Origin of the sequence: Streptomyces sp. NPDC001401 (assembly GCF_042895385.1) — a bacterium.
Lineage (GTDB): Bacteria > Actinomycetota > Actinomycetes > Streptomycetales > Streptomycetaceae > Streptomyces.
Genome location: NZ_JBIAWI010000024.1, coordinates 16726 through 41508 on the forward strand (window position 1 = coordinate 16726; position 24783 = coordinate 41508).

Sequence of the window (24783 nt, forward strand, 5' to 3'; positions counted from 1 at the left end):
GATGTATCGGAGCGGGCCGATGACGCGCTTGCCCCAGGAGCGCGCTCTGCGCACCCGCGAGGCACTACTGCGCGCGGGAGCCGAGGTATTCGACGAGTACGGCTATGCGGGTGCGAGCATCACCCGCATCCTGGAGCGGGCCGCAGTCACCGCCGGCGCCCTCTACTTCCACTTCAAGTCGAAGGAGGGCCTGGCCCTCGCCATCATGAGCGCCCAACCGCAGCAGATCCAGCCGAAGTTGGCCTCCCAAGGCTTGCAACGACTGGTCGACATCACCCTCGTGTGGGCGTGCGAACTGCAGGTGAACCCACTCCTGCGCGCGGGAGTGCGCCTCTCCGTGGAACAGGGGAGCTTCGGTGTCCAGGACCCCTCTTCCTACCTGGGCTGGAAGGAAATAATGACCCAGTGCCTCCAAGACGCTGAAGAAAAGGGCGAGTTGCTGCCGGGAAACCGCTCCGAGGACATCGCAGAGTTCCTGGTCGGCGCGTGCACCGGCATCCAGCTCTACTCCCAACTGGTGAGCAACCGCAGGGACTTGCCAGAGCGCACCGTACGCATGTGGCGCACGCTCCTACCCGGGATCGCCCAGCCCGAGACGATCGCGCGGATCGACCTGGATCCGGGGAGGGGTGATACGACGTGAGCCTGTGCGTCGCAGTCGCCGGTGCCGGCGGAACCGTCGGCCGCCGCCTCACCGCACTTCTGGCCGCCGACCATGACGTCCTGTCCCTGACGAGGTCTCCCGAGCGGGCTGCCCGCCTCGGTGTGCACGGCCGTCTGGTCCATGCGGATTTCGACGTATGCGACGGACTGGCCCGCACTCTGGAGGGGGCAGACACCCTTTTCGTCGCCACCTTCGACCCCGCGAACCCGCGCCATGACGAGCACCTCTTGTCTGCGGCAACGGCTGCCGGGATACGCCATGTGGTGAAACTGTCGGCCCTCGCGGTCACCGATCCCGGCGCACAGGACCTCGTCACTCGCTGGCAGCGGGAGTGTGAACAGCTCTGGCAGGCGTCGGGGATGACGTGGACGTTCCTGCGAGCGCGGGCCTTCATGTCCAACTGCCTGGCGTGGGCGGGCGCCGTGCGCGCCGGTGAGCCCGTGGCAACCCTCTACGGCGATGCCCCGAACGCCTGCATCGACCCTGCGGACGTGGCGGAGGTCGCCGCCCGCACCCTCACCGGCACCGGGCATGCCGGCCGCGTATACGCATTGACCGGGCCGACAGCCGTCTCGGCGCGAGAGCAGGTGGCACAGCTCGCCGATCTCCTCCAACTTTCTTTGAAACATGAGGAGTTGACCGACCAGCATGCGCTGGACCGGTGGAGCGCGCGGTATCCGCGCCCCCTCGCCCAGGCACTGCTGGAGAGCGCTGGCCGCCAGGCCGCCGGCGCGAAGGTGTCCGTCACGCAGGACGTGTTGCGAGTGACCGGCCGTCCACCGGCCACGTTCGAGGCCTGGGCCCGCCGGCATCTCGCCGCGTTCCGTTGAGGGCATGACGCGGTGCGACCAACAGGGTCGAGGCATATCAATGGAGAGAAAGACAGACGCATGACTCTGCACGGCAAGACCATCATGATCACGGGTTGCTCCAGCGGCATCGGCGCCGCCGCGGCCCGGCTCTTCGCCGCGGAAGGCGCCAACGTGGTGCTGATGGCCCGGCGAAAGGAGCGCCTGCGTGACCTGGCGGAGGAGATCACCAAGAGCGGGGGAACGGCAGTGGCCGCGGCCGGCGACGTGGTGCGGGAGGAGGACGTCGCACACGCCGTGGCCACGGCGGTGGAACGGTTCGGACGGCTGGACGGGGCGTTCAACAACGCGGGATGGGCGTCGGTCGGGCGCCTGCTGCACGAGACCGACCCGGCCGATTTCGACCGTGTCATGGACGTGAACGTCCGAGGCGTGTGGAACTGCCTGCGCCGCCAGATACCGGCGATGCTGGCCGACGGGCTCGGCGGCTCGATTGTGAACACCTCCAGCGTGGCGGGCGTTCAAGCCCCCGGCTCCGGGGCCCCGTACGTCGCCGCCAAGCACGCGGTGCTGGGGCTGACCCGTGCCGCGGCGGCCGAGTACGGGGAACAGGGCATCAGGGTGAACGCTCTGGTTGTGGGCAGTGTCAGGACCGAGCTCATGGAGGAAGTCCTCGACAGGGCACCGGAGTTGGAGCACCGTTTCGTCCACCGCTCCACCCAGAAGCGGATGGCAGCGCCGGAGGAGGTCGCCGAAGCCGCGGCCTGGCTGTGCAGCAGGCGGGCCTCGTTCGTTACCGGCACAGCCATGGCGGTGGACGGAGGCTGGACTGCCGCCTGAGTTCCTGCACCGCCGCCCTGACCCACCCGTGCCGACCCGCCCCACCGCTGCGCTCCCTTGCCCGCAGTTGTCCCGTCACGCGCTGAGGCGCACCGCCGTACGCGGCGACAGCAGGCTGTACGTGTACGCAGCGGACACCATCGTCATGTGATGGTGCCAACCGGGGAAGGACCGCCCCTCGAAGTCCGTCAGCCCGAAGTCGTCCCCCAGGGTGCGTACGGTGGACTGCACGACCTGCTGTCGACGCACCAGGGACAGCACATCCCTCACACCTCGTCGGCGCAGCGCGCTGATCCAGTACTGGGGCGGGGTCCGCCCATCAGCAGCGCTCAAGGCGAGCAGCCGGTGGACGGGGTTCCCTGCACCGGGAGCGATGTCCTCCACTCCGGGCAGGTGAACCATCGCGGAGCGCAGTCGCACGCGTCCCGCCCCATCGGCGAACTGCGCTTGGGACACCTGGCGTTGCCCCGCCTCGCCCTCCTCGATGAGCCGCTCGGCCGTCGAGATCAAGGAAGGTGACGTAACACCCCTCGATGGCACCATCCTGCGAGCAGCCTCCAGCACGGGCTGGTCGGGACGTACCCGTACGAGAAACTCCCTCCCGGCGCGGGCAAGGGAACCGGTGAAGTGGGCCGGGTCCCCGGTAGCTGTCAGGTCGACAACGAGCGGCGCTCCCTCCAAGCACTGCAGCGCGTCGGCAGTCTCCGCCATCTCCAGCGCCTGATCCCATGTCGAGCCGGACCCGACCGTGTCGGGAATTCTCGCCTGCCGCCGCAGCGAGGCGTCACCGCTCCACGCCGTGTCCAGCACGAGGCGCCAGTCCACGGGGATCGCCTCGGCCTCCGAACTGAGGAACATGCCTACCCCGACCTGGCAGTTGACCGTGGCCCCCAGCTCGGGTACGAAACGCCGGTGAACACCGACCGAGCGGTGCCCGCGCTTTTCGGACACGATCGTCCCGGTGACCCACGCGCACTCCGGCAACCTGCGGGCCGCTATGCGGGCAAGAACGGCACGCGGTTCGCTCCAGCCCCAAGGACTCGAGGTGATGAACTGCTGCAGCGCTTGCGCGGCACTCGGCTCGCACGAAACCTGCCGTGCGAGCCGCTTCATCGTCTTGCGGCCCGGCGTGCTCAGCAGGCCGCGCAGGTACACATCGGCCCAGCGTCGCTGATCGACACGAGGCAGACTTCCGAAGACGGTCTCAACGAAGTCGGCCAGCGGCCTGCTGCAGGTCAACGGTGAACCTGCGATGCACTGAGTGAGCATGGTGTATCTCTCCCCCTTGAAGCGTCGGTGAGCTCCGCAACCCGAAAAACATAGCAAACATTCTCTTTCTTTTGAGATCGGTTTCGGTCGTTCCCTCCCTGCAGGGCAGGTCTGGCCTTGCTTGGACGACGAGGAGATGGAAGGTTTTGTCTCAGTATTCGGAATCTCGCCACGAGTCCGTCACACGCACGTACCGCGGTGGCCTTGGTCCGGGGCTGGGCCCGCACAGTCATCCATTGCAGGAGAAGGTCGGAGTGAAGCAGGTACGAGCGGTACGGACACGACGCCTGATCCTGGAGGCCGCCGCCGACGAGTTCGACCGCCACGGGTATGCCGGCACCCCCCTGACGTGCGTCACGAAGTCCGCCGACATCTCTATGGGCGCTCTGACCTTCCACTTCCCCACCAAGCCGGATCTGGCGGACGCCGTGGAGTCGTCGGGCATCCAACTGGCCCAGCACGTCACGGGATGCGTCGCCGAACTCACGGTCTCCCCCCTTGCCAAGGCACGTTCGCTCACTCTGTCGATCGCCCGACTCCTGGAGGAGTGCACCATGGTTCGGGCGGCCGCGCGGCTGACGCGAGAACGCTCGATACACAGCGCGTGGACGAACGCCTGGCTCACCTACATGACCGAGCTGCTCAACAGGGCACACGAGGAAGGACGGTTGCGCAGCGAGGTCATCCCGGCGGCGTTCGCCGAGTCGGTACAGTTCCTCATTACGGGCATTGAGGAGTACGTCCGCTGCACCGCCCCTGACGCGGACGGCGACTCGACGGCGGTCCGCCGTGCAGCGCGGACATGGGACCTGCTTCTGTACGGCGCAATGCCTTCCGATTAACCCGGCTGGCCGGCGACTTGGCCTAGTAGGCATGACTTGGACTAGTAGGCACGACGTGCATCGCCGTGCTTGCGCCACCTCGCGCCCCGGGCGACAGTTCAATCGGCAACGATGCCGTCGCACGGCCGTTCGGGTGGCCGCCGGCGTCGTCACAGACGACGACCGCCCTGGCGCTCCTCGGCCGATCAGAGCACTGGCCCCATGACCCAGTTCTCCCCACTCCGTCGTCCAGCCCCTCTCGACAGAAGGTGACCCACACGTGAAAGCAGTGCTGGCGGCCGGGACCCGCCCCTTGCACGGTCGACCGGCCGAGATCTCCGCTGTTCACAACGCGATCCGCGCCCGGCACCATGCGGGAAGCCTGCACATCTCATTCGAAGGGACACCCGGCGTGGGCAGATCCCGCCTACTCGCCGAGGCCGGAGCCCTGGCAGAGGCATCCGGCGCCACGGTCGTCCGCAGCCTGTACGAAGACCACGAGGAGTTCAACGGCCCTCTCGTCGTCCTCCTGGACGACATCCACTGCTCGGACAAGTCCGACGTGCGACTACTCGCGAACATACACATGAAGGCCGCAAGCGTGCCGACCGTGTGGTGCACCAGCCGGCGATGGGGCAGACCCAACAGCCCGCTGGACATCGCCCTGGCTTCCACTGCGGGATCTCATCGGTTGTTCCGACTGGGAACACTGGACGACCAGGCGATCCAGAAGATGGCCCACGACCTGCTCGGTGTGCAACCGGACGCCGCGCTCACCCGCATGGTGGCCTCGGTATCCGGCCACCCGCAGGCCCTGGAAGTGCTCGTCGAAGGCCTCCTGGACGAGGAGCAGCTGGAAGTCGGCGCGGTCGCCCGCCTCGTGCATCCCGCCGTCCCTGAGAAGTTCGATGGACTGGTGCGGCGATATCTCCAGGACTGCTCACCTTCGTGCGCCCATATGCTCTCCGTCGCCTCGGTCCCGGGCACACGCCTGACGTTCGCGGAACTCGCCGAGGTCCTGGGGGTGAAGCCGTCGCGCCTTCTGCCGGATCTCCAGGAGGCCGTGATCGCCGGCCTCCTGAGCGACGATGAGGACGACGTACGGTTTACGAACGAACTGTTCCGGCGCGTCATCCGCAACTCGGTTCCAGCCACGGGACGAGCTGCGGTGCGCGAGCAGATTGATCAGTACAGGGCAAGGCGGTTCACGGCAGCACCGGAAGCGCCTGACTCACCTGGCCGTCACTCAGCGTTCCACGTCATGGCCAGGCCGGTGCGAGGGCTCATGACAACGCATCAGCTGAGCGAAAGCACCGCCGTGTCCGACCTGGGTCGGGCCTCTAGCGCCGTCACACATCTGAGCAGCCGGTACGCCTTGCCCTCTGGGCACCAGCTGACAGAGAAACAGATTGTGATCGCCGAACTCGCGGCGGACGGACTGACGAACAAGGAAATAGCCGAGCGCCTCTACCTGTCACCTCACACGGTCAACTATCACCTGCGCAAGGTCTTCCAGGCGCTGTCGGTCCGCTCCCGAAACGACCTGATACGAATCGTCCGCACGCCTTCCCCGTCAACGAACCCCCGTCCGGATACCGGCCCACACAAGGATGAGGGACTCCGCAGGAGAGGAGCAGCGTGAAAATCCACTGTGCGGCCAGGGCTGTTGCAGAGTCTATCGATCTTGCCGGGGCCAGCTGCAATGTTGCTGTGGCCCACTGTTCGCAGGGTGTTGATGTCGACACTCAGGAGGCTGGCCAGGTTGTCCGGACCGTGGCCGGTAAGGATCTTGGAGACGTCCCTCGACGAAGATAGTGCCCGCGCTCGAGGCAGAGCCGTTTCTCGATGATCCACGACGGGCGGACGATGTTCGCGATGCGCTCGGGGAATGCCTGTTGGCTGATGCCCAAAGCGTACCGATCGGCCTTCTCCACGCCACTGCCCAGCTCCGACCCCGTCTCCTTCTCGGGATGAAGCTAACGAGGACCCTGTGCAAGTCTCCGTGCGAGATATCCGGGAGAGCTCCCCACTTGGGTATGGGCAGGCAACGCCACGACGTCGGAAAGGCCGGTACCTCTACTCGGACGCCGGCCTTTCCTGCAACCCGTCGGTCAGGGTGAGCTGAACCGGATGTTGTAGCGACCCTGAAGCTAGGCATGATCGCTCGGCAGATGGGAGAGCACAGGTCCGATGCCTGCATCGCCCGGAACCTGGGCATTCACAAGGAAGCCCTGCGGCAATGGGTCTGCCAGGCCGAGGCCGACCAGGGCGACGGCCCGATCTGCTCACCACAGCGGAGAAGAGCGAGCTCGCCCAACTCCACAGAGAAGAACCCGAGTTGAGGCGGGCGAACGAGATCCTCAAAGCCGCCTCAGTGTGTTCTTTACGAAGGAGCTCGACCAGCCGCGCACGAGGCCGACGCGGTGATCAACCACCGCCGCGACGGCTTCGGGGTCGAGTCGGGTTGCCGGGAACTCGGCCTGTCGGTCTCGGCACACAACGCCCGCCGCAGGCGGCCGAAGTCCGCTCTGCGCCTGCGCGACGAACAACTGCTGACCAAGATCCGCACCGTGCACGCCGCGTCCGGCGAGACCTCTGGCGCCCGTAGGGTCCACAGCCAGCTGCGGCGCGAGGGAGTCATTTCGGCCCGCTGCACCGTCGAACGGCTGATGCGCGGAGACGGCCTGGAAGGCCTCATCCGCGGCCTGCGGCGCCGGACCACGGTGCCCCGAGCCAGCCTCCCCGCGCCCTCCGGGCCTGGTCAACCGCAGTTCACAGCAACCGGCCGAACCAGCTGTGGGTAGCCGACCTGACCTATGTCCGGACCTGGTCCGGCTGGGTCTACGTTGCGTTCGTCCCCGAGGTCTTCTCGCGGATGCTCGATGGATGGCAGCTCGGAATGCACATGCACACCGATCTTCCCCTGGACGCCCTGGAGATGACCTTGTGGCGCCAGATTTCGAGGCGGCTCATTACCGATCCTTGGCACCTTCGAACGCCGCCTGAATCACACGAGATCGCCGCTACGAAACTCGGTGCAGCTCAGACTCTGGCGAAGGCCGTCATTGCCCCCGGCGGCGCGCACATGAGCCGTTTGCTGCGAGTTGGCGAACGTCCGTTGTTCGACCGCAACTTCGGAGTCAAAGTCGTACGGATCCTCGATTCCCATGTAGCCGTCCGGCCAGGGCAACGACACGATGAAGTGACGGGGGAAGAGGTTCGCCGCGGCACTCGGGTCGATCAGTGCTCGCGCGAACGGCGTTGGCGTGTAGCCGACGTACTGAGCCTGGGGCAACAGATCCAACAGGTTCGACACCAGGTGGTTGAGCGCCGTGCCGGGACCCCTTCCGCGTCTCGTTCCGCCCTTGGGTACGTTGACGTGGAACGGCGCCTCGTCCGCGGCGTCATCGATAACCAGAGTGGGAACCTCAGTCAGCAGCATCGTCATCCGCCGCAGGTCCTGTAGCAGACGCGTCAGCAGCAACGGCTCCCGCTTCTCGATCTCCAAGGCGGAAATCCCTTCCCGCAGGTTCTGATAGTCGTTGTCGAACCCGGTCAGGCGGATGATGTCGAACGCTCCTAGCCTGCCGAAACACGTCCGCCTGCGACGCCGTCACCGCCATCGACAAGGCCCCACACGCGCCGACCGTAAACACCTCAGTCAGACCGGTCGGGCATCAGAAAACCGGGCGGCCTGAGACCTGCCGCTGAGCGTTCCCCGGTTGCCATCAGGCCGCCATCACGTGTCACCCGAACGCATCCAGCGGGCCTGCCGTTGTCGGCAAACCCGCTGGTGAACACCGTCGGGACGACAGGATTTGAACCTGCGCCCCCTTGACCCCCAGGATTGAGTGTCGAGGGTATTTTATAGACATATCCGACTTAATCGGGACGCAGGACGTGTATTGAAGGCTCCCTCGTGCACCATCGCGCACGCCGTGCGGTCCCCAACTGGTCCCCACTCGCGGTCATAGCTCTACCGCCGGGCGCTCCGTGAGACGTGCCGACACCGTGGCCAGGATCCACCGGTTGGACAACCGCGGACACTGCCGCACACGTACCGTTGCCCCGAGGGCGACATCCTCCCTCTGGGGCACACTCGTCAGCTACCACTCCGCAGGCGGCCTGCCCTTCGGGACGGGAACGCCCCAGATGGTCACCCGCTGCGTCATGCCGGAAAGCCCGCTCTCGGCAGTCTTCCCGACAATCTGCGCAAGCCCCTGGCGAAGACGCTCCGTGCCCGGCCGACGGAGGGCCGAGGCGGAGCCAATTCGCCGTCGGGTAGGTCGTTTGAAGCCGCCGGCACCCCGAGGCCGACCAGCACCCTGCTAGGGCCAATGCCATTGCAATAGCTCGTGGGCGTACGCTGCTGTGCAGTGCTCCCGGGGGTGGTGCGGGTGTCTGCAGACGTCGGTGAGTTATCGGGCTTGGGGCTGCTGACCTGGGTGTATCCGTCCGGGTTGGTGGATCGTGTGGTGGCCGCATGCGGTCGTGCGGAGCAGCGCAGACGCCTGCTGCCGGCCCGACTGGTGGTGTACTTCGTGCTCGGGCTGGCCCTGTTCTCCCCGGCGCCGTATCTGGACGTGATGCGGCACCTGGTCGAGGGCCTGCGGGGCCGGGGCCTGCTGGGCGAGTGGCACATCCCGGCGAAGTCGTCACTGTTTCGGGCCCGCCAGCGGCTGGGTCCGGAGCCGCTGCGGGTGCTGTTCGCCACGACCGCCAAGCCGATGGGCACCCAGGCCACCCCGGGCTGCTTCTGGCGCGGGCTGCGGCTGCTGGCGGTGGACGCCACCTGCTGGGACGTGGCCGACAGTGTGGCGAATGAGGCCGCCTTCGGACGCCCCGGAAACAGCCGCGGCCACGACAAGTCCTCCTTTCCCCAGGTGCGGATGGCCTGCCTGATCGAGGTGGGCACCCATCTCGTCCTGGACGCCGAGCTGGCCGGCTGCCGCACCGGCGAGGTCACTCTGGTCGGCCGCCTGCCCCGCTCCTGCGGACCGGGCCAACTCCTCCTGGCCGACCGGGAGTTCCTCGGCGTGCCATTGTGGCGGGCCTTCACCGCCAGCGGCGCCGATCTGCTGTGGCGGGTGCCCGCCAACCGCATCCTGCCCGTCGACCGGCAGTTGCGGGACGGCTCCTGGATCTCCCGCATCCACGCTCAGACCGATCGCGCTCACACTGATCCCGTCGCAGTGCGGGTGGTGGCCTACCAGCTCAACGGCACTGGCCGTGAGGGTGAGGACTACCGGCTGGTGACCAGCCTGCTGGATGCCCGCCGCTATCCCGCCCGCCAGCTGGCCGCGCTCTACCAAGAGCGCTGGGAGGCGGAAGCCGTCTTCGCCGAGCTCAAGACCCATCAACGCGGAGCCCGCGTTGTCCTCAGCAGCAAGACCCCCGACGGCGTCCTGCAACAGATCTGGGCACACCTGCTGGTCCACCACGCGCTGCGCGAACTGATGGTGAGAACCGCCGCCACCCGGGGCCTGGACCCGGACCGGATCTCCTTCACCGAAACATTGCGCTCCGCCCGGCGCAGCGTGACCGTCACGCCGGGCAGCTTTTCCCCCTGACCTGCTGGTCACAACGCTCGTCCTGCTCCAGCAGGACCTGCTCGAACGCCTCCTGCCGCACAGACGCCTGCGCAGCCAACCCCGCGTCGTCAAACGCAAGATGTCCAACTACTGGCTCAAACGGGCCGAACACCACACCAGGCCCCAGCCCACCCGCACCGGCACCCGAGCAGTCCGCATCCAACGACCCCAACCCGCGAACGCGTAAAGCAACAGCATTGCTGCTAGGGCCTGTCTCCAGTCGTGATCAGGTGGGGCGGAGGCTGAAGGAAACCGGCTGCGGTTTCAGCCGGTGAAGACGGCATGCACGGTGTGCCAGGGGATGCCGAAGCCCTCTCTTCTCGGCAAAAGTAGATCGAGTCAGCAGTCGTCTGCGGGAGCAGTGACTGCGTCCGTGATCAGGCGGCGTCTGCGGGGCGCATGCACATGTGGCTTGCCAACCTCGAATGTCGCCTGAGTCGCTCCCCTCAGGGACTGAACTTCCGCTGTTGCTCGGTCGGTCTGTTCGACCAGGCAAACGTCGGGAACCGCCGTTCACCGTTGAAATCGCCTGGACCGGGCACGAACCCATCTCCACCTACGCGACACACGATCGCCGACCCCTGATACGCCACTGGCTTCTCCCAGCCGTCCTCCTGTTGCCGCCTCTCTACGCGTGCACAGGAGTAACGGTGGTGGCGATCGAGGGAAACCCATACAACGAAGACCTTTGGATCCCCATCTGTGGCTCTGTGGTCTATGTGGTCCTGCTTCACCTCCTGTACGGACGGAAGCTCCGGGCGGCCACCCTGAACTGGCGACAGCATCGGCATGCGATCGAGGACGGGCGCCCATGGTCACTTCGCGTCGACGCTGCCGGAATCACCACCACTGACCCGCGCCATTCCACGCCCGCCGACAGCCCCGCGGGGCGCCGGAGGTACGGCTGGAACCTCGCAACGGCCGTCACGCTGGAGCACGTCGCGGAATTCCGCTGGGCCCCAGCTTCGACGCGCTGCACATCCAGCCCGCGGGAAAGGGGCTGCAGATCAGCTCCACAAGACCCGCGGGCATGGTGCACCCTCGCTCCTCTCAAGGCACGGCAGGGCGCTGGCCGCTCTGCGCCCTCGGTCCAATGACCGAGCAGCAGCACCAGGCACTCATCGCCGCCCTCGCCCGCCACGCGGGCTCGCGCTGGAAGCCGGAACTCAGTGAGTGGTGTGCATCGTGAAGTTGCAGGTGAGAGGTCTGGTGTGCGCGGGCCTCGGGATGCTTGTGCTGGTCACGGGCGGGTGACTTGGCTGACGATCGTCGGTCACCGGGAGACTTCGCAGTTGGTGAGGACCAGCAGGACCCTGACCAGCGCGGTGGCCCACTTCGGGTCGGTGCGGACCTTGCCGAGGACGCGCCAGTTCTTGAGGTGGGCGAAGCCATGCTCGACCACGGCCCGGACGACGGCGAGGGCCTTCTTCGACAGCTTCTGCCCGCAGGTCAGGGGCCGGTTCTTCGCGCCCTTGTAGCGGTGATCATCGCCGGGCGGGCGTCGGGATCACTGTCGTCGAGGCCGACGAACCCCAGGTCGGCGATGGCTGCGAGGCCGGCCGCCCGCAGCTTGGCGATGAGCTTCTCATGCCGGCAGGCGGTGATCTCCGAGGTGCGTCCGGGTCGGGCCACAGATACCCACAGCAGGCGGCCACGATCGTCCGTGAGCGCGATCACGAGCAGACCATGGCACTTACTCTTGCCGGAGTAGTTCTTGCGGTTGTCCTTCCCGGTGCGCCGCCGGGTGCGGATCAGCGAGCCGTCCATGAGCACGATGCCGCCGCCCTCTCGGGCGATCTTCTTCAGGGCCCGGTTCAGCCTGGGGACGCGGGCGGTCAGCAGGCCGACGACCTCGCGCACCCGCCAGGTGACGGGGGTGCGGTGGATGCCGTTGCCGCCGGCCAGGTCGCCTGGCCGCTGGTCACAGCGCAGCACCGCGAGCACGATAGTGGCGATCTTCCCGGCGGGCGGGGCCCGCCACGGCGAGCGAATCTTCTTCATGTGGCTGCATATCAGGTCGGCGAGGTAGTTCAAGGTGGCGCTCGGCAGCGGCAGGCGGGCGGTGTAGACAAGGCCGTCAGGGCCCTCGGCGGCGTGGTTGTTTTTCTTCACACGAAAACTCAACAGCCGTCGGGTGCCCTCCGGTTACGCCCGGCCCCGGTCCTCCTCCGGCACGGTCACGGGCGGGCGGTGAACTTCACATCGCCGCGGTGACCTAGCCGCGGGGCAGCGGTGAGGCGCGGGCACGCAGCAGCATGCGCCGGCCAGTCCGTTCTTGAGGACGATGTGATGTGTGGAATGCTTTCGAGCTGGATTTGTTGCTGTTGGTGTGGCGTTGGGGCCAGGCCCAGGTGGGCGCTGGGTTCGAGCGCGCCTGGCGGCGGATGCGTGGAGGCCGTGATGTCGGAACCTGTGGGCGAGGACCGGGTCCCGCGGAGCACGTTCATGTTGATCTTTCGCGGGGGTGCTGTTTCGCGTCCTGACCTGTCGCCGTCCGAGCTTCAGGCTCATGTCGAGAAGTGGTATCGCTGGTCGGAGGAGTTGGCCGGGCAGGGCAGGCGTAACGTCGGAACCGCGCTCGATGGTCCGGGAGCCACGGTCCGCGATCGCGAACTGGTCACCGACGGACCGTATGCCGAGTCGAAGGATCTGGTGACCGGCAGCATGATCTTCGAGGCGGCCTCTTTGGAAGACGCCATCGAGGTCGCGCGCGGGTGCCCGACGTACGAGTTCGGCGGGTCCGTCGAGGTACGGCCAGTCCAGGATTATCGGATCTGAGGCTGGTGAACGAAGGGCGTGAGGCGCTCTCGTCTGTGGAGCTGGTCGAGGACCTGTTCCGCAGGGAGTATGCGCACCTGGTCAGCGCGTTGATCAGGGTCCTGGGCCCCTCGAACATCCCGCTCGCCGAGGACGTCGTCCAAGACGCGCTGGTGAGCGCCATGCAGGCGTGGCGTTTCGGGCTGCCGCAGGATCCGAAGGCATGGATCATCCGGACAGCCCACAACCGGGCGATCGACATCATCCGCCGAGAACAGCGACGCCGCTCTTTCCTGCCCGAACTGGCAACGACCAACGCGCTGACGGACACCATCGAGGCGGCCCTGGCTCCGGCTGCCGAGGGAACCAGCCAGCTGGCGATGATGTTCGCTGTGTGCGACCCCGGCCTGAGCCGCGAGACGCACGTCACCCTGATCCTGCGGTGGCTGTGTGGTCTGTCACCGAAGGAGATCGGTCAGGCGTTCCTCGTGGACACCCAGACCATCGATCGACGCTTGCATCGCGGTCGCGGACACCTGCGTGAGCTGGGCCGGTTGCCCGACGTGGACGAACTGCCCGACATCGACACCCGGCGGGGCTCGGTCCTGCGATCGCTGTACCTGCTGTTCAACGAGGGTTATCACGGCAGCAACCCTCAAGACCCGGTACGTCCCTCTCTGTGCAACGACGCTCTGCGCCTCACCGAGTTGCTGCTGCAGGCCAAGGCGACTGCGCATCCGGACGTACACGCTCTGGCCGCCTTGTTCTGTTTCGGCGCTGCCCGTCTGTCCACACGCATGGACGAGCGAGGTGTCTTCGTCCCCCTGGAGGACCAGGACCGGAGCCGCTGGGATCGGGCGCGTATCGAGCGTGGTCTGATCCATCTCGCCCACGCGGCCACCGGGGATCACATGTCCCGTTGGCATCTGGAGGCCGGCATCGCCTGCGAGCACGCGATCGCGCCTTCGATCCCGGAGACAAACTGGGACAGGATCATCGCCTTCTACCAGGTCCTCGCCGAACAGTCCCGGAGCCCCATCGTGGCGCTCAACCGTGCGCTGGCCGTGGCCGAACGGGACGGCGTCGAGGAGGGCCGCCGCGAGCTGATCGCCCTGGCGGAAGAGCCCAAGCTGTCTCGATACCCCTTCTACTGGGCGGCCCTTGCCGACCTGGAACGGCGGGCCGGCCGCCACGCCGCAGCCCGGGAGTACTACGAGCACGCGATCGCGCTGGCCCGCAGCACCGCCGAGCGCGCAGCCTTCGAGCGGCGGATCGAGAGCCTGAAAATCTCCTAGAGGCGTGTCCGGTTTCGGCGCCCGCCATTCGTCTTCCTCCTGAGATCACCGATCAGCCCAGGAGAGAAGGCAATCATGACCGCGGTAGACCCCAGCAACGACTTGGGCGGCGGCAAGGCCGCGCCATCGGGCCACGTGCACCGGTGGCGGGCGTTCTCGCTGCTCGCCGTGGCGTACTTCATGACGGCGGTCGACATGCTGATCGTCAACGTCGCGTTGCCGACGATCGGCGCCGAGCTGCATTTCGCACAGGCGGACCTGCAGTGGGTGGTGACCGCGTACGCACTCACCTTCGGCGGGTTCCTGCTGCTGGGCGGCCGAGCCGCTGACCTGCTCGGGCGCAGGCGCGTGTTCACAGCCGGGCTGGCGTTGTTCACCGCGGCCTCGCTGGCCTGCGCGCTGGCCACCAACGGCATCTTCCTGATCATCATTCGGGGCGTCCAGGGCCTGGGCGCCGCCGTGGTGCTGCCCGCCGCGCTGTCGATCGTGATGAACATGTTCACCGAGGGCGCCGAGCGTAATAAGGCACTCGGCCTGTGGGGCGCCATCGGCGCCAGCGGCGCGACCGCCGGCGTGCTGGCCGGCGGCGCCCTCACCCGGTACGCCGGCTGGCCATACATCTTCTACCTGAACGTGGTCGTCGGCGGGGCCGCGCTGCTCCTGACCAGGCGTGTAGTGCCGGAAAGCAGGCTGCGGGGCGCACGCCGCCGCTACGATCCGTTCGGCGCCATCACGGTGACCGCCGCTCTAGTGATCATGGTGTACGCCATCTCGCAGGCGCCGACCGCCGGGTGGACAGCGACCCGGACCGTGGCCCTGCTCGCGTTGTCGGCGGCGCTGCTGGCCGCGTTCGTGGCCATCGAGGCCAGGGCACAAGCGCCGCTGCTGCCGCTGCGGCTGTTCCGGCTGAGCACCCTCGCCGGGTCCAACGCCGTCGGGTTCCTGCTCGGCGCCAGCTTCTACGGGTACATCTTCATCGGCACCCTCTACATGCAGCAAGTACTCGGCTACTCGGCGATGAACACCGGCCTCGCCTGGCTCACCGTCGGCCTGACCGGAGTAGTCCTGGCCGGGCCGGCGCAGATGCTCGTCACCCGCACCTCCATCAAAGTGGTGATGGCGGCCGGACTGACCCTGACCGGCGCTGGGATCCTGTGGGCGACCCAGGCGCCCGCCCACGGCAGCTTCTGGACGAACCTGGCCGGCCCCTTCTTCCTCACCGGCACCGTCACCTGGATCTTCATCCCGGTATCGATCGGAGCCCTGGTCGGCGTCACCGAACGGGACGCAGGAGTCGCCGCCGGCCTCATCGACTCATCCCAGCAACTCGGCGGCGCGATCGGGATCGCCGTCGCCTCCACCGTGGCGGCCACACGCACCCACGACCTCCACACCCGGGGCCACGCCATCACCGAGGCGCTCACCGGCGGATTCCACACCGCCTTCTGGGTCTGCGGACTCATCGCCCTGGCCGCCATCCCCATCGCGTTCCTCCTCATCCGGCGCACCGACATCACCCAGGCCACCACCGTCCTGCAAAGCCAAGTCCCAGAACCCGCCCCCGCCGACTGACCATCGCGGCCATCGCTGAGGCGGATGCACGCCTCATCCACTCAAAGCAGGGAGAACTACGGTGCGCAGACTCATCGAGTCGACGCTCGTCACGCTGGACGGCGTCATCGAAGCCCCTGAACGCTGGGCCCTTTTCGACGCCGAGTCGTCGGCGTGGTCGCTTCAACAGCTCGACAACTACGAGGCATTCGTCATGGGCCGGATGACCTACGAGACCTTCTTCGCCAACTGGGGCCACGTCACCGGCAACCCCTACATCGACCGCATCAACGCCATGCCCAAGTACGTCGCGTCTCGATCACTGGCCGAGACGACATGGAATGCCACCCTGCTGGGTCCCGACCCGTCCGGCGCGATCGCGAAGCTGAAGAGGCAGCCAGGCAAGGACCTCATCAAGTACGGCACCACTCGTTTCGACGCCACACTCATCCAAGACCACCTGATCGACGAGTTCCGCTTCTGGTACATGCCCGTCGTGGCCGGCTCAGGGCGACGGCTCTTCGAACACGTGGACACCGCAGTGCTGCACCTTAGGCTCACCGACGAGAAGCGGTTGCAAAACGGATCGGTCATCCTCACCTACGTGCCGCGCCAACCTCACGAGGCTGCCACGGGATCGTAAGAAGCACCCGGCAAACAGCTGGCGAAGAGGCGGAAAGCTGCTTCGGCCAGCTCCGCCAGGGTTCCGTCCTGCCTGCGGGCAGACTTTGCTCCGGCCGCGCGTCGGCGGACCGTGGCCGAAATGCCCGGTGAAGGACGCCACGGTCTCAAGGCCGATGAGGTCGTTGCCGAAGTACCGGTAGCGGACCAGATCGATCGAGCGCCGGTGCTCACGCACAGCGTGCGCGTCGTAGCGGGTGAAGTTGCCGGCGAGACAGATCAGCCGGGGTGCGCTCCACAGGATCTGGGACGCGGCCGACGCCCCGAATCGGTCGCGGACCAGGTTCCGGAAGGCGTCCTTGTGGGCCATGAGCCACGCCATGTAGTAGAGGCCCTGGTGAATGACCCCCGGATCAGTGCCGCGCTTTCTTCCGCCATCTTGTGAGAGGTAGTCGACTGTCCCGGTGACGGAACTATCCAGGTGAGAGCGGTGAAAGCCCCGTCAGCCATGCAACAGTGCTGTTGCCTTTGATCTGCCCGCTGGAGTCAGCGCCTGGCAACCCGTCGGTCGCCCTTGCCCGGCGACGCCTCCGCCATAGGGGCGGCACCGACGTGCTGTCGCTTCTCATGAACATCGAACACGGCGTGGCTGGCAGTGCCTCCCGCAGCCAAGGCCAACTGCTGGCGCAAGCGGTGAACAAAGCCACCGCGGGCCCCTTGCTCAGAGTGCCCACCGCATTCATGCCACGTTTTCCTGGCCTGTGCAGCTCACGTCGTCGGTCGCGGCGGCATGTTCGGCGGGTGCGGTGAGGTGCCTGGCGGCATCCAGGGTTTCCCGAATGTGCTGGACGAGGGGGTGTCGGTCGGGGTCGTTGACCCAGCGTTCGAAGGCGACCTTGAACGCGGCGATCCCGATTTCGGCCGCGAGTGCTGCGGTGGTGGTCTCCAGACCGCGTTCGCGCAGCGCCTGGGCGAGCGTGGCGGCGAGTGCGGCGAGTTTGGCCAGTTCGCGTTCCTGGAGTTCGGGATTGGCGGCGATGACGGCCTGGCGTTGCCGTGCCAGGTCCCCGCGTTCTTCGAAGACGGGAGCGGCTTCGGTCAGGGCGTGGGTGACCACCTCGAGCGGCGGGAGCGGGACGGGGGCGGTGGCCGCGGCGCCCGCGAGGATGTCGGCGAGGGGGTTGGCGAGGAAGAGGACTTCCCGTTTGTCGGCGAAGTGCCGGTAGAAGGTCCGTTCGGTGACGCCGGCGCCGGCGGCGATCTCCGCGACGGTGGTGGCGTCGAAGCCCTTGTGGTTGTAGAGCTCCAGCGCCGCCTTCTCCAGGCGGCCTCGTGCGTCGGGTTTCCATCGGCTCATGCTCCGATCCTACACCGCGATGACAGGATCTGACATCAGAGTGATGACAGGCTCTGACATCGGTGCTACGGTGATGTCACGAACTGACATCAGGGCTCTCCGCCCCCGGTGGGGAACCCGCAGCAGGAAGGCACACACCATGCGCGTATTCGTCACCGGAGCCTCCGGACACCTCGGCTCCGCCGTCGTCCCCGAACTCCTCGAAGCGGGGCACCAGGTCGTCGGCCTGGCCCGTTCGGACAGGTCCGCCGCCGCGTTGACGGCTGCCGGTGCCGAGGTGCACCGAGGCGACCTCGATGATCTCGACGGCCTCGCCGCGGCCGCCGCCGCAGCCGACGGCGTCGTCCACCTGGCCTTCAAGCACGACGCCATGTTCGCGGGCGACTTCGACGGCGCGGTCGCAGCGGATCTGCGCGCCATCGAGGCGCTCGGGGACGCGCTCGCCGGCACCGGCAAGCCTCTGGTGACCACGTCCGGAACAGTGCTGTTCGCCTTCGCGGGACTGCAGGACGCCCTCACCGAGGCCTACGCGCTCGACGCGGGGCCGCGGATCGACGCCGAGAACGCGGTGGTCGCACTCGCCGAACGCGGCGTCCGCTCGTCCGTCGTCCGGCTCACTCCGACCGTGCACAGCACGCTCGACCACAACGGCTTCATCCCGACCTTCATCTCCATCGCCCGGTCGAAGGGCGTCGCCGCCTACGTCGGCGACGGGGCCAACCGCTGGCCCGCCGTGCACACCCTGGATGCGGCACGCCTGTACCGGCTGGCGCTGGAATCCGCGCCGGCGGGGTCACGGCTGCACGCCGTCGACGACGAGGGGATCACCTTCCGCCAGATCGCCGAGGGCATCGGTCGCGGGCTGAACCTGCCCGTGGTCAGCATCCCGCCGACCGAGGCCGAGGCCCACTTCGGCTTCCTGAGCGCCCACGCCCAGGCCGACAACCCGTCCTCGAGCACGCTGACCCAGGACCTCCTCGGCTGGAAGCCCGTCCAGCCCGGCCTCATCGACGACCTCGGCCAGGGCCACTACTTCGACGCCCCGGCCACCACCACACCCTGACCCCGTCCCATCTCCATCCCGCTCCATCCAGGCCCTGCGTGGCTGGTCCCCAGCCACCCCAGCCTGCTCGAAGACCTGGGGTGCGGGGATCACCTCCCCGCGCCGACGGCCTGACCACGCTCTCGTGCCCCTGACACAGACCCCACCCCTGGAAGGAAGAACCATGCCCCGCTCCCGTCCCGCGATCGACAGCGAACTGGCCGCAGCACTCCAGGTCATGCCTATCGGCCCGAACGGCGTCTTCGACCTGACCGATATCACCGGCACCCGCCAGGCCGTCCGCGCGCTCGCCGAATCCATCGCCGCCACCATCCCCGACGAGCCCACCGTCACCGCCCACGAGATCCAGGTGCCGCGCGCCGAAGGCCCCGACGTCCCCATCGTCCTGCTGCGTCCGCAGAACGCGCCCGGACCGCTGCCGGTCCTCGTGTGGTTCCACGGCGGTGGGCAGGTGCTCGGCTTCGCAGCCCAGGACACACCCTGGCTCAAGCCGCTGTCCGCGGCACTCGGCTGCGCCATTGTCAGCGTCGACTACCGGCTGGCCCCGGAAACCCCCGCGCCCGGCGCCGCCGAGGACGGATACACCGCCTACCGGTGGATCAGCGACAACGCCACCGACCTCGGCCTCGACCCCACCCGGATCGGCCTGGCCGGCCAGAGCGGAGGCGGAGGCATCGCCGCCGCCACCGCCCTTCTGATCCGTGACCGCGGCGCGGCGACCCCCCTGTTCCAGTTGCTGATGTACCCGATGCTCGACGACCGCAACACCACCGACTCCAGCCGCGAGATCACCGACATCGGCATCTGGGACCGCTCGACCAACCTCCTGGCCTGGCAGGCGATCCTCGGCGACCGCGCCGGCACCGAGGACGTCACGCCCTACTCCGCCGCCTCCCGGGCGAGCGACCTCGCCGGCCTGCCCCCGACCTTCATCGGCGCCGGTGAACTCGACCTCTTCCGCGACGAGAACCTCGACTACGCCGCGCGCCTGCGCGCCCACGGCGTCCCCGTCGAGCTGCACCTCTACCCCGGCGCCTACCACGCCTTCGACATGTTCGCCCCGCAGTCCCACCTCGCGGCGAGCTTCCACCACACCATGAACGACTACCTCGTCCGGCACTTCACGAAGGCCCCGGCAACGCCGACTGCTCAGTAACAGGCAGGTCTGATGGCCTGCCCCCGGTGCGGAATCCCGACAGCGCCTCCGAGCCGATTGCCACACCGCGCTCGGCTCGGCGGCGCATCCGAAACGAAATTGGAGTACTCCCATGCGCATTGGAGTCCCTTGCGAGCCCGCAGGGGAAACGCGCGTCGCCGCGACACCGGCCACCGTCAAACAGCTCGCAGGACTCGGGTACGACGTAGTGATCGAGTCGGCGGCCGGAGCACTCTCCGCCTTCGCCGACGAGTCGTACGCCGAGGTCGGAGCGCGGATCGGCACGGGCGAAGAGGCGTGGGGCGCCGACATCGTCTTCCGGGTCAACGGCCCGTCGACGGACGAGCGCAGCGCCGGGCGGTGCCGGTTCCAGGTCCCGACGGGCCAGGAACGCCGCGGCGGCCTAGCCCAACGTGGTGCTGGTCAGCGGGACGACGGTGCGGCTCATGCTCTGGCCGCCGGTCCGGCCGCCACCCGCCGGGTGTCCAGCAGGTCGACGAACGACCGGCACCACCGGTCACGATCGCGGCCGTGCTTGTGCCAGTAGGTGTGCAACTCGTTGCCGTCGCAGTCCCAGGGGACGTGCACCCGCACGGTACGCCCGCAGTTCTGGAACTCAGCCTCCCGGCGCCAGTCGGGAGAGACCGTTGTCACCCATACTCCCGGACCGGTTCGCCACGTGCTTCGCGCAGCGCCGCCGCGATCCGTGGATCGTCCGCGTGCTCATCGAGGACTTCCAGGAGGGTGTCGATGATGGCCTCGCCGACACTGTCTTTCCCCTGGCCTGAGGCAAGAGCCGTAGCGGCCGACCAAAGTCTGTCGCGTTGCCTACTTTTGGAGGCTGTGTGCGTACCGGGCGTGGCGGGATCCTGGGATCATGAGCGAATCGAAGGCTCCCCTTGCGGCGGGCTCGTACGTCGGTTCCCCGGCCGAGGAGCTCGCCGGGCGCAAGCGAGGTCACCGGATCGCCGCGGGGGTGGACCAGCGGGTGCTGTTCCCGCGGACCGGGCGGGTGGAGCTCCATCCCGACCGCCTCGTGATCGGCGGCTGGCATGGTGGGTCCGATCTCGTGCTGCGGCCGGAGGACGTGAGATCGGTGGCCAATGAGTACACCGACCTGTACGGACGGTTCGTCGGCGGGCTGCTGAACTCGGGCAGGCCGCTCATCATGGAAACGGTCACGGCCGGCGAGATCTACCTGATGGTGGATCACAAGACGTTCCTGGAGACCACCTCCAACCGCAAGTGGACCCGCCTGCTGAAGAGCTGGCTGGTGTCGGGCGATGGCTGAGCCGGGCGGGGGACGAAGGCGGCGGACGGCCAGGACGGTATGGGTCCTGACGGCCCTGATGACGATCTCCCTGAGCGTCCCGGCGGTCGGCGCGTCGGTCACGACGGGCGGGGCGGGCGGGGGCGGCCCGGTGGTGCGCACCGATCTGGGGCCGGTGCGCGGAGTCGCGACGGGGCTCACGGAGCTTTATCAGGGCATTCCCTACGCCCAGCCGCCGACCGGGGTCAGGCGCTGGCGGGCGCCGGTCCGTCCTCGTCCCTGGACGGCGGTACGGGACGCGAGCAAGCCCGGACCGGCCTGCGCGCAACTGGACGAGACCGGTGGCGTCGCCGCGCATTCCTCCGAGGACTGTCTCTACCTCAACGTCACCCGCCCCCGCCGGAATCGTGCTGAGCGGCGGCCGGTCGTGGTGTACCTGCACGGCGGAGCGTTCAGCTCGGGTTCGGGCAGCGACTTCGACGCCCGCCGCATGGCCGCCACGGGCGACGTCGTGGTGGTCACATCATGCCCGGCACGGTCAATCCGGTGCTGGCCGAGGCCGCCCATCAGGTCGCCTTCGGTGATCGACACGCCGTCACAACCACCATGGCGGCGGTTCACACCGCACGCGAGACCGTGGCGGCAGCCGTCAGGCCCTACTCCGAGATGCGCGATGGGTCTGGTCGAACTCGGCCCGGTGACACCTGGTATGTCCGCTCCCGATCTACGTCGTTGTCAAATCCACTCAAGGAAAAGCATGTCGCTCCTCAAGACCATCGATCGCAACCCCGCCTTCGCACCCCAGGAGTCCGGCCCGCTGCCGGAACGCCTGATTTCCGGCAACCCGACTTACAAGACCTGGGCCCAGGACGCCGCCCACGGGGAAACGATCAAAACGGGCGTCTGGGAAGCCACGCCCGGCGAGACGCGCTCGATCAAGGGCGAGCTCTTCGAGTTCTGCCACATCCTTTCCGGCGTCATCGAAATCACGCCGGAAGGCGGCGAGCCGGTGGTCTACAAGGCAGGGGACAGCTTTGTCATGAAGCCGGGCTTCGTCGGGGTCTGGAAGACCATCGAAACCGTGCGCAAGATCTACCTGACCGTTTCATAGACCCAGCTCAGCGACGCGGTTTGAGGCGATGGGACCGGGCGGCTGCCGCCCGGTCCCATCCGTACTGCTCGGCGTCGCCGCCAGAAAGCAGGCGAGGGAAAGTCGGGTAGCACGCGCCCCGGCCGGTAGGAGTTACCGACCGGGGCACGTGCTGCTCGCCTTCAGGCGGGGTGCGTGTCGTCGACCACGTATCCGCGCCGCTTGTCCACCACGTTGCGCAGCGGCCGGCCCTCGAGGTGGCGGGCGAAGTTGTCGAGGAACACCTCGACGAGCGCCTCCCGCTCGCTGGTGGTCTCGCCCGCCGTGTGCGGGGAGATCATCACGCCGGGCATGTTCCACAGGGGTGATTCGGCAGGCAGCGGTTCCTGGGCGAACACGTCCAGGGCCGCGCCGGCGAGCCGTCCTGCGGCGAGGTGGTCGACCAGCGCCTCCTCGTCGACGAGTCCGCCACGGCCTACGTTGATCAGCCGCGCCCCCGGCTTCATGGCTGCCAGCACGGGTGCGTCGACCATGCCCCGGGTGTCCTGGGTGAGGGGGGCGGCCAGGACGACGTAGTCCGCCTCCGTCAGGGCGGAGCGCAGGGTCGTCGCACCGTGGACCGTGCCGAAGTCGGGGTCGCCCGTGCGGGACTTGCGGCCCGCACCGCTCACCCGCATCCCGACGGCACGCAGCAGCCGGGCGATGGCCCGGCCGATCGGCCCCGTCCCCCAGACCAGCACGGTGCGTCTGGTGATGCCGTCACTGGGGCGCGGACGCCACTCGCGGCGCCGCTGGTGCTCCCAGGTGCCGGGGAAGTCCTTGGCGAGGGCGAGGATCAGGCCCAGGACGTACTCGGCGGTCGGCTGCTCGTAGACCCCGCGGGCGTTGGTCAGGACAACGCGCGGCTCGTCCACCAGCGCGGGGAACAGGAAGGAGTCCACGCCCGCAGAGGACGCGTGGACCCAGCGGGGCGCCTTCTGCGGATCATCGGGCCAAGCCTCCCGGATGGCCGGGGTGATGGTCACCCAGGCCAGGAGGACGTCGGCGCCGGGGAGGAGGTAGGGCAGTTCCTCCTCGGTGGCGTAGACGGTGTCCGCGAGGCTTTCGATGCGTGCGGTGGCGGGGGGCCGGTTGCCGCGGTAGAGGACGACGAGTCGGTCGCGCATGTCAGGCCCCGACGGGGACGGCCAGGTACTTGTACTCCAGGAACTCGTCGATGCCGACGCGTCCGCCTTCGCGGCCCAAGCCGGACTGCTTGACGCCGCCGAAGGGCGCGGCGGGGTTGGAGACCAGTCCGGTGTTGATGCCGATCATGCCGCTTTCGAGGCGTTCGGCGACGCGCAGGGCACGGTCGAGGTTCTGGGTGAACAGGTAGGCGGCCAGACCGAATTCGGTGTCGTTGGCTGCGGCGACGGCCTCGTCCTCGGTCTCGAAGGTGCGGATCGCGGCGACGGGGCCGAAGATCTCAGTGTCGATGATCGCGGAGTCGGGGGCGATGCCGGTGAGGACGGTGGGCGGGTAGAAGCAGCCCGGCCCTTCGGGGAGTTCACCGCCGGTCAGGACGGCGGCACCGCGCTTGACGGCGTCCCGCACCAGGTCGTGTGCCTTGCTGCGGCCGGCGATGTCGATGAGGGGGCCGACATCGGTGCCGGGTTCGGTGCCGGGCCCGACGGTGAGGGCGGACATGCGGGCGGCGAGGCGGGAGGCGAACTCCTCGGCGACGGAGGTGTGGACGAAGATGCGGTTGGCCGCGCAGCACGACTCGCCCATGTTGCGCATCTTGGCGACCATGGTGCCCTCGACGGCCACGTCGAGGTCGGCGTCGTCGAAGACGACGAGAGGGGCGTTGCCGCCCAGTTCCATGGAGGTGCGGATGACGGTGTCGGCGCACTGGGCCAGCAGGATCCGGCCGACCTGGGTGGAGCCGGTGAAGGAGAGCTTGCGAATCTTCCCGCCGCGCAGGAGGGGTTCGACGACGCCGGCGGCGTCGGAGGTGGTGACGATGTTCAGCACACCGGCCGGCAGACCCGCTTCCGTGAGGATCTGAGCCAGTGCGAGGCTGGTCAGGGGGGTCTGGGGGGCGGGTTTGAGGACGATGGTGCAGCCGGCGGCGATGGCGGGGCCGATCTTGCGGGTGCCCATCGCCAGGGGGAAGTTCCAGGGGGTGATGAGCAGACAGGGGCCGACGGGCTGACGGGTGACCAGCAGACGGTTTTTGCCGTCGGGGGCGGTCATCATGCCGCCGTCGATACGCACGGCTTCCTCGGAGAACCAACGGAAGAACTCCGCTCCGTAAGCGACCTCGGCACGCGCCTCGGCCAGGGGCTTGCCCATCTCCAAGGTCATCAGCAGCGCGAGGTCCTCGGTGCGCGCGATGATGATGTCGTAGGCGCGGCGCAGGATCTCGCTGCGCACACGCGGCGGGGTGGCGGCCCAGGCGGCCTGCGCGGCGACCGCCGCCTCGACGGCACGCCGACCGTCGCCGGGTGAGGCGTCGGCGACCTGGCACAGTTCCTCGCCCGTGGCCGGGTTGTCGACGGACAGGGTCCTGCCGGACTCCGCGTCCTGCCAATCGCCGCCGATGAACAGCTGCTTGGGAACATCACGGACGACAGTCATGGTGGTATCT

General features: G+C 68.0%; 25 protein-coding genes and 3 pseudogenes. 19 read left to right on the forward strand and 9 right to left on the reverse strand.

The genetic code is table 11. The annotated features are described in order from the left end of the window. Positions 1-19 precede the first annotated feature (19 nt). Genes ACFY10_RS47885 through ACFY10_RS47895 form a run of 3 tightly spaced genes read left to right on the forward strand, consistent with a single transcriptional unit; the run spans position 20 to position 2313 of the window. Entirely contained in the window at positions 20-643 is a 624-nt protein-coding gene (locus ACFY10_RS47885) for a ScbR family autoregulator-binding transcription factor (RefSeq protein WP_390671703.1), read from the forward strand. Then, positions 640-1494, forward strand: coding sequence for an NAD(P)H-binding protein (locus ACFY10_RS47890; protein WP_390671704.1), 855 nt, complete (start codon positions 640-642; stop codon positions 1492-1494). Before ACFY10_RS47885 ends, ACFY10_RS47890 begins: the two co-directional genes overlap by 4 nt. Before the next feature lie 60 nt (positions 1495-1554). Further along, positions 1555-2313, forward strand: a complete 759-nt coding sequence (locus ACFY10_RS47895; RefSeq protein WP_390671705.1) for an SDR family NAD(P)-dependent oxidoreductase — start codon at positions 1555-1557, stop codon at positions 2311-2313. 75 nt (positions 2314-2388) lie between these two features. Here the strand turns inward: ACFY10_RS47895 and ACFY10_RS47900 are convergent, their stop codons facing one another. Next, positions 2389-3552, reverse strand: coding sequence for an IS701 family transposase (locus tag ACFY10_RS47900; protein WP_390671706.1), 1164 nt, complete (start codon positions 3550-3552; stop codon positions 2389-2391). 284 nt (positions 3553-3836) lie between these two features. Here ACFY10_RS47900 and ACFY10_RS47905 point away from each other — a divergent pair, with 284 nt between their 5' ends. The 5 genes and pseudogenes from ACFY10_RS47905 to ACFY10_RS47925 all read left to right on the forward strand — a co-directional run. Beyond that, positions 3837-4424, forward strand: a complete 588-nt coding sequence (locus ACFY10_RS47905; RefSeq protein ID WP_390671707.1) for a TetR family transcriptional regulator — start codon at positions 3837-3839, stop codon at positions 4422-4424. A 259-nt stretch (positions 4425-4683) separates the two neighbouring features. Next, positions 4684-6045: a LuxR C-terminal-related transcriptional regulator gene (locus ACFY10_RS47910; RefSeq protein WP_390671708.1), complete on the forward strand. Its 1362-nt coding sequence runs from the start codon at positions 4684-4686 to the stop codon at positions 6043-6045. Positions 6046-6559: 514 nt separating this feature from the next. After that, positions 6560-6745, forward strand: coding sequence for a hypothetical protein (locus tag ACFY10_RS47915; protein WP_390671709.1), 186 nt, complete (start codon positions 6560-6562; stop codon positions 6743-6745). A gap of 81 nt (positions 6746-6826) precedes the next feature. Continuing rightward, positions 6827-7207, forward strand: coding sequence for an IS3 family transposase (locus ACFY10_RS47920; RefSeq protein ID WP_390671710.1), 381 nt, complete (start codon positions 6827-6829; stop codon positions 7205-7207). Positions 7208-7212: 5 nt separating this feature from the next. Continuing rightward, a pseudogene (locus tag ACFY10_RS47925) lies at positions 7213-7299 on the forward strand (hypothetical protein); the annotation flags it as partial. Between the two features lie 111 nt (positions 7300-7410). Here ACFY10_RS47925 and ACFY10_RS47930 read toward each other — a convergent pair. Next, positions 7411-7911, reverse strand: a complete 501-nt coding sequence (locus tag ACFY10_RS47930; protein WP_390671711.1) for a hypothetical protein — start codon at positions 7909-7911, stop codon at positions 7411-7413. Between the two features lie 919 nt (positions 7912-8830). Here ACFY10_RS47930 and ACFY10_RS47935 point away from each other — a divergent pair. Next, complete coding sequence (locus tag ACFY10_RS47935) at positions 8831-9973, forward strand: IS4 family transposase (RefSeq protein ID WP_390671712.1); 1143 nt, start codon at positions 8831-8833, stop codon at positions 9971-9973. 1294 nt (positions 9974-11267) lie between these two features. Here the strand turns inward: ACFY10_RS47935 and ACFY10_RS47940 are convergent. Both ACFY10_RS47940 and ACFY10_RS47945 read right to left on the reverse strand, forming a co-directional pair. Continuing rightward, complete coding sequence (locus ACFY10_RS47940; protein WP_390671842.1) at positions 11268-11447, reverse strand: transposase family protein; 180 nt, start codon at positions 11445-11447, stop codon at positions 11268-11270. Then, positions 11444-12106 carry a transposase family protein gene (locus ACFY10_RS47945; RefSeq protein WP_390671713.1) on the reverse strand — a complete coding sequence of 221 codons (663 nt, stop codon included), beginning with the start codon at positions 12104-12106 and terminating at the stop codon, positions 11444-11446. The genes ACFY10_RS47940 and ACFY10_RS47945 overlap by 4 nt, the downstream gene beginning before the upstream one ends. Positions 12107-12439: 333 nt before the next feature. Here ACFY10_RS47945 and ACFY10_RS47950 point away from each other — a divergent pair, with 333 nt between their 5' ends. From ACFY10_RS47950 to ACFY10_RS47965, 4 genes are all read left to right on the forward strand, one after another. Further along, positions 12440-12772, forward strand: a complete 333-nt coding sequence (locus tag ACFY10_RS47950) for a YciI family protein (protein ID WP_390671714.1) — start codon at positions 12440-12442, stop codon at positions 12770-12772. Further along, entirely contained in the window at positions 12709-14046 is a 1338-nt protein-coding gene (locus tag ACFY10_RS47955) for an RNA polymerase sigma factor (protein WP_390671715.1), read from the forward strand. Before ACFY10_RS47950 ends, ACFY10_RS47955 begins: the two co-directional genes overlap by 64 nt. A 75-nt stretch (positions 14047-14121) precedes the next feature. Further along, complete coding sequence (locus ACFY10_RS47960) at positions 14122-15618, forward strand: MFS transporter (RefSeq protein ID WP_390671716.1); 1497 nt, start codon at positions 14122-14124, stop codon at positions 15616-15618. A 61-nt stretch (positions 15619-15679) separates the two neighbouring features. Then, positions 15680-16240: a dihydrofolate reductase family protein gene (locus tag ACFY10_RS47965; RefSeq protein ID WP_390671717.1), complete on the forward strand. Its 561-nt coding sequence runs from the start codon at positions 15680-15682 to the stop codon at positions 16238-16240. A 38-nt stretch (positions 16241-16278) separates the two neighbouring features. On the opposite strand, the pseudogene ACFY10_RS47970 reads toward ACFY10_RS47965, so the two are convergent. Next, positions 16279-16645: pseudogene (locus ACFY10_RS47970) on the reverse strand (transporter); the annotation flags it as partial. A gap of 312 nt (positions 16646-16957) precedes the next feature. Then, positions 16958-17575 (reverse strand): TetR family transcriptional regulator, encoded by a 618-nt coding sequence (locus tag ACFY10_RS47975; RefSeq protein ID WP_390671718.1) that lies wholly within the window; start codon positions 17573-17575, stop codon positions 16958-16960. A 139-nt stretch (positions 17576-17714) separates the two neighbouring features. Between ACFY10_RS47975 and ACFY10_RS47980 the strand changes: the two genes are divergently transcribed. The 3 genes and pseudogenes from ACFY10_RS47980 to ACFY10_RS47990 all read left to right on the forward strand — a co-directional run. Continuing rightward, positions 17715-18638, forward strand: coding sequence for an SDR family oxidoreductase (locus tag ACFY10_RS47980; protein WP_390671719.1), 924 nt, complete (start codon positions 17715-17717; stop codon positions 18636-18638). 163 nt (positions 18639-18801) lie between these two features. Beyond that, a complete protein-coding gene (locus ACFY10_RS47985) occupies positions 18802-19794 on the forward strand; it encodes an alpha/beta hydrolase fold domain-containing protein (protein ID WP_390671720.1) in 993 nt (330 codons plus the stop codon). 112 nt (positions 19795-19906) lie between these two features. Further along, positions 19907-20134, forward strand: a pseudogene (locus ACFY10_RS47990) (NAD(P)(+) transhydrogenase (Re/Si-specific) subunit alpha); the annotation flags it as partial. 104 nt (positions 20135-20238) lie between these two features. On the opposite strand, the gene ACFY10_RS47995 reads toward ACFY10_RS47990, so the two are convergent. Then, positions 20239-20448, reverse strand: coding sequence for a hypothetical protein (locus ACFY10_RS47995; protein ID WP_390671849.1), 210 nt, complete (start codon positions 20446-20448; stop codon positions 20239-20241). Here ACFY10_RS47995 and ACFY10_RS48000 point away from each other — a divergent pair. The 3 genes from ACFY10_RS48000 (at position 20442) to ACFY10_RS48010 (ending at position 22175) form a co-directional block, all read left to right on the forward strand. After that, positions 20442-20582 carry a hypothetical protein gene (locus tag ACFY10_RS48000; protein WP_390671721.1) on the forward strand — a complete coding sequence of 47 codons (141 nt, stop codon included), beginning with the start codon at positions 20442-20444 and terminating at the stop codon, positions 20580-20582. The genes ACFY10_RS47995 and ACFY10_RS48000 overlap by 7 nt on opposite strands. An 89-nt stretch (positions 20583-20671) precedes the next feature. Further along, complete coding sequence (locus ACFY10_RS48005) at positions 20672-21085, forward strand: hypothetical protein (RefSeq protein ID WP_390671722.1); 414 nt, start codon at positions 20672-20674, stop codon at positions 21083-21085. 58 nt (positions 21086-21143) lie between these two features. After that, positions 21144-22175 (forward strand): carboxylesterase family protein, encoded by a 1032-nt coding sequence (locus ACFY10_RS48010; RefSeq protein ID WP_390671723.1) that lies wholly within the window; start codon positions 21144-21146, stop codon positions 22173-22175. 161 nt (positions 22176-22336) lie between these two features. On the opposite strand, the gene ACFY10_RS48015 is transcribed toward ACFY10_RS48010, so the two are convergent. Both ACFY10_RS48015 and ACFY10_RS48020 read right to left on the reverse strand, forming a co-directional pair. Next, complete coding sequence (locus ACFY10_RS48015) at positions 22337-23320, reverse strand: D-2-hydroxyacid dehydrogenase (RefSeq protein ID WP_390671724.1); 984 nt, start codon at positions 23318-23320, stop codon at positions 22337-22339. 1 nt (position 23321) lies between these two features. Further along, positions 23322-24773, reverse strand: coding sequence for an NAD-dependent succinate-semialdehyde dehydrogenase (locus ACFY10_RS48020; RefSeq protein ID WP_390671725.1), 1452 nt, complete (start codon positions 24771-24773; stop codon positions 23322-23324). Positions 24774-24783: the final 10 nt, after the last annotated feature.